Genomic DNA, 4,610 nt, shown 5'->3' with positions numbered 1-4,610 from the left:
GGGGGAGCCTAACGCCTTTTTGCTGTTCGCTGACGTCCGCTAGCGGTCGGCTCCCCCTCTTTTTTGGAGAGGGGGCCGGGGGGTGAGGTTCCCCACGCTTGGGCACACCCATACTATACCCCATGAAACTCCCCCTACTCGCCCTAACGCTACTCGGCCTGCTCGGCTTCGCCCCCCGGGCCGCCGTGCGCCCACCCGCCCGCGCTCGCAAAGTGGTCTTCATCATCGCCGACGGCATCCCGGCCGATGTGCTGGAAAAGGCTACCACACCCAACATCAAAAAGGTAATCGCCAGCGGCACCTACCTGCCCGCCTACGTGGGCGGCGGCCTCGGCACCTACACCCAGACGCCCACCATCTCAGCCCCCGGCTACATGGACCTTATTACGGGCACATGGGGCTATAAGCACAACGTGTGGGACAATGCCGTGCAGGCCCCCAACTACCAGTACAAGAATATCTTTCGGCTGCTGAAAGAAGCCCGGCCGACCGCCAAAATCGGTATTTTTTCGACCTGGCTCGACAACCGCACCAAGCTCGTGGGCGAGGGCCTGCCGGCCGCGGGCAACCTGAAATTTGACTACCACGCCGATGGCTACGAGCTCGATACCGTCGCTTTTCGGCACGACAAAGGCAGCCTCTACACCCACGCCATCGACGACAAAGTGGTGGCCGAAGCCGCCCAGTGCCTGCGCCAAAATGCTCCAGACCTAAGCTGGATTTACCTGGAGCACACCGACGACATCGGCCATCGCTACGGCGACAGCCCGCAGCAGCAGCAGGCCCTGGCCTACCTCGATGCCCAAGTGGGCCAGGTATGGACCGCTCTGCAAGAACGCACCCGGCAGCACGCCGAAGATTGGTTGCTGGTGCTCACCACCGACCACGGCCGCGATGCTACCACTGGCCGTAACCACGGCGGGCAGTCGGCCCGCGAGCGCGCTACCTGGCTGGTGCTAAGCGATAAGCAAACCAATGCTTATGCCCAGCGTCCGCCCGTTAGCATCACCGACGTGCTGCCCACCATCGCCCGCTTTATGCAGTTGCCGCTGCCCGTGGCCACCCAGCGTGAGCTCGACGGCGTACCGCTGCTGGGTCCCGTGTCGCTGGCCGCGCCGCTGCTGGCGGCGGCCCCCGACAGCCTGCGCCTGCGCTGGACCGCCCTGGGCGGCCGCGCCGAGCGGGTGAAAATCTGGGCCACGCCCACCAACAAGTTTAAGACCGGGGGCGTGGACGAGTACGTGCTGCTGGGTACCGTGCCGCTGGCCCGGCAGCGGGCAGCGTTCAGCCGGGCGGCTTACCCCGCCGCGTTCTACAAAATCGTGCTCGAAGGCGAGCATAATACCGTCAATACCTGGCTGATGCCCGCCGGGCCACCCACGCCGACGGGCAAGTAGCGCGCGCCGGCGTGCGCGTGCTATTTGCCCTAGGCCGCTATCAGCTCGGCTTGCAGCAGCTGCTGCAGCTCGGCCAGCGAAGCCAGTAGCCCGTCGTTGGGGCAAGCTTCCAGTTGCGCTCGGGTGTGGGTGCCGTTGACCAAACCCAGGCTACGGGCGCAGCCGGCGCGGCGGCCCGATTCGAGGTCGGAGGGCGTGTCGCCCACGTTCCAGACTTGGCGTGGGTCGGTGATGCCGAATGCCTGCATGGCCCGCTGAATCATGAGCGGGGCGGGGCGGCCCTCGGCTACCTCATCGCTGCTGATAGACAAGTCGATAACGGAGTAGCGGTTACCTCGGCGCTGGGCGTCGAGGTTCACATCCCAGCCCAGGCGGTGCAGGATAATGTCCGTCACCTCGCGGTAAAAACCCGTAGTGAGGGCGATGCGGACACCTTGGTTTTTAAGGAACGCAAACAGCTCCAGACAGCCCTCGGTGGGCACTACCGGCTGGGTGCAGTAGTGCACCTCCAGCACCTCCCGAAACACCTGGTACGAGCGCTCGACGTGCGGCGTCAGCTCGGCCAATGGGGTTTCTGCACCCAGCTGCTCGCGCCAGAGCTGCTCAAACACGGCCCGCTTGGCCTGCCCCTGCACGGCCAGAATGCGAGCGGCCGAGGCCCGCAGGCCGGTAGCAGCGGCAGCCTGGGCAAAGCAGGCCTCTACCTCATGCGCGTCGCGCACGGTGGTGCCGGCCATGTCGAAGATAATGAGTTGTAGCGCGTCCATAAAATCAAGATTTAGTGTTTACTAATATGCAACAAAATTACGCGCCAGTGCTAACCCGCTTTGTTGCCGTGGCAGCACCTTTGCGTTATGTTTTTATGCCGAACTTGCTCGCATGAAGCACGACAAGCTGAGTTTAATCGGCCTCCGCATCCTGGAATTGCGCAAGGCCAAAAAGATGAGTTTGCGCGAGTTGGCCAAGCGCAGCGGCCTCTCGGCTGGCCTGCTCTCCAAAATCGAGAACTTCCGCACCGTGCCTTCGCTCTCGGTATTGATTGAAATCGCCAACTCGCTGGAGGTTGACGTGGCGGTGCTGGTAAAAAACATCAACGGCAACCCCGCCTCGCCCTACCTGCTGGTGCGCGCCGGCGAGGGCCGCCCCGAGCAGCGCGAAGATTCTAAAGGTTTGCTCTATAAATACTTGCTTTCGCAGGACCTGGGAGCCTACACGCTGCGCGTGAACGAAGTCCACATCAGTCCGCAGACGTATCGCAAGCCATTGTCTACCAATGCCCTTGAGCTCCTACACGTGCTGGAAGGCACGGTGCAGTATGGGTTCAAGGATGAAGAAGTGACCCTGGAGCCCGGCGACACGCTGTACTTCGATGGCTTGGCCGCCCACTCGGTACGCAATGCTACCGAGCAGCCCGCCCGGCTGTTTAAAGTCTACCTGCTGCGCCCTACCGATTAAAATGACGGGCCAAAACCACCCCAGGACTCCGCAGAAATAACGTAGGCATAACGCCCGAAGTGTTTCATTGGTGGCAACGGTTAGTAGGTTTGTGCGGCGGTACTATTCAGCCCATCTGGCCATGTACAACTCGTTCGATGTAATCATAGTGGGCGCGGGCGCCCTGGGAGCTTTTCACGCCTATTTTGCCTTGCAACAGGGTCTCAAGGTGCTACTGCTCGAAAAAGACGCCCGCCCGATGGAGGCCACCGTGCGCAACTTCGGGCAGATTATCACCTCGGGCATGGCCGAGGGCGAGTGGTTCGACTACGCCCGCGTGAGCCTCGCCACGTACCAGAAAATTCAGGCCGAGTACGATATCTCCATCCGCCAGAACGGCTCGCTCTACCTGGCCTCCACGGCGCTCGAAATGCAGGTGCTGGAGGAGAAACACGCGCGCTACCAGGCCCTGGGCTATCCATCGCGGGTGCTCACGGCGGCCCAGTGCCAGCAGCGGCTGCCCGCCGTGCAAGCTAGCTACTGCGTGGGCGGCCTGCTATTTGAGCAGGAGGTGACGGCTGAGCCGCACCAGATGATTCACCGCCTGCTGGCCTACCTGGCAGCCCGCTTTCAGCTCGACTACCGCCCCGCCACGCCGGTGCGCGAGGTCACGGCTGGCAATGCGGGTGCCACCGTCGTCGACGCGCGCGGGCAGCGCTACACCGCTGCCCAGGTGCTGGTGTGCAGCGGCCGCGACTGCCAACTGCTATTTCCCGACGTATTCGCGCAGAGCGACTTGCAACTCGTGAAGCTGCAAATGCTGGCTACCTACCCGCTGCCGCAGGTGCGGCTGCCGGGCTCGGTGCTCACGGGCCTGAGCCTACGGCGCTACGCAGCATTCAAGGCATGCCCGTCGTTTGGCGCGTTGATGGCCGAGGACATGGACCCCGACCTGCGCGACTGGGGTATTCATATCCTGTTTAAGCAGGCTGTGGACGGCTCCATCATTATTGGTGACACCCACGAATACGCCGACCTAGCCCAGGCCGCCGACCTGGATTTTAATAATGTAGACCACCTCAACCAGCTCATGCTCAGCGCGGCCCGTCGCATCGTGGACCTGCCCGACTGGCGCATGCAGCGCGCCTGGAATGGCTACTACACCCAGAGCAGGTCGGCCGAGGTATTTCAGCACTCGCCCGACCCGCGCGTTCACATTGTCACGGGCATTGGGGGCAAAGGCATGACGAGCGCCTGCGGCTTTGCACAGCATAGCGCGGCCCAACTCCTGAACTAGGGAAGAGGTGGGGTGGTGGATAGACCAGTGAGTGGGGTGGTATAGCAGAAACGGACAGCAAGGAGTCCTTATTTCCGCTGCCCATGCCCGACAAAAAAGTAGCTAACGGCCAGCCCGTTCCGCGCAAGAAATACACGCCCGCCTTTAAAGCCGAGTGCGTGCGCCAGGTAGCCGCCGGAGCCCGGCAAACGGATGTGGCCCGTGCCCAGGGCATCTCGCCCACCCTGCTGGGCCGCTGGCAACGCGCTGCGTTGGAGCAGGCCGTGCTCAGCAGCGCCGAGCGTGAAGAAATCAAACGCTTACGCGCGGAGCTGAAGCGGGTGGAAATCGAGCGCGATATATTAAACTCGTCACAGAGTGGTCTGCGACGGGAAGAGGTGAAACTTGAGCGTAAGTAGGGACGCGAGGTCGTGCCCAAACTCGTTGAGTCGGTCAAAGAAGCTGAGCACGGCCTGGCGAAAGGCGTCCTTTGTGCGGTAGAA

5 protein-coding genes are annotated in these 4,610 nt (G+C 62.5%); 4 read left to right on the top strand and 1 reads right to left on the bottom strand.

The window, feature by feature from the left end; translation table 11 throughout:
- Positions 1-122 precede the first annotated feature (122 nt).
- The gene (locus VFO93_RS08845) at positions 123-1,397 is read left to right on the top strand and encodes an alkaline phosphatase family protein (protein ID WP_325134001.1); all 1,275 of its coding nucleotides are present in this window, start codon (positions 123-125) and stop codon (positions 1,395-1,397) included.
- A gap of 29 nt (positions 1,398-1,426) precedes the next feature.
- On the opposite strand, the gene VFO93_RS08840 is transcribed toward VFO93_RS08845, so the two are convergent.
- Entirely contained in the window at positions 1,427-2,164 is a 738-nt protein-coding gene (locus VFO93_RS08840) for an HAD family hydrolase (RefSeq protein WP_325134000.1), read from the bottom strand.
- A gap of 112 nt (positions 2,165-2,276) precedes the next feature.
- On the opposite strand from VFO93_RS08840, the gene VFO93_RS08835 reads away from it, so the two are divergent.
- The 3 genes from VFO93_RS08835 to VFO93_RS08825 all read left to right on the top strand — a co-directional run bounded on the left by VFO93_RS08835 (position 2,277) and on the right by VFO93_RS08825 (position 4,526).
- On the top strand, positions 2,277-2,852 hold the full coding sequence (locus VFO93_RS08835; protein WP_325133999.1) for an XRE family transcriptional regulator: 576 nt from the start codon (positions 2,277-2,279) through the stop codon (positions 2,850-2,852).
- A gap of 121 nt (positions 2,853-2,973) precedes the next feature.
- Entirely contained in the window at positions 2,974-4,128 is a 1,155-nt protein-coding gene (locus tag VFO93_RS08830) for a TIGR03364 family FAD-dependent oxidoreductase (RefSeq protein WP_325133998.1), read from the top strand.
- A gap of 83 nt (positions 4,129-4,211) precedes the next feature.
- Positions 4,212-4,526, top strand: coding sequence for a transposase (locus VFO93_RS08825; protein WP_325133997.1), 315 nt, complete (start codon positions 4,212-4,214; stop codon positions 4,524-4,526).
- The last annotated feature ends 84 nt before the right edge of the window (positions 4,527-4,610 follow it).

This window comes from Hymenobacter sp. (genome assembly GCF_035709525.1).
Lineage (GTDB): Bacteria > Bacteroidota > Bacteroidia > Cytophagales > Hymenobacteraceae > Hymenobacter.
The sequence above is the reverse complement of the archived record's forward strand: the minus strand, read 5'-3'. Positions and strand labels throughout refer to the sequence as shown.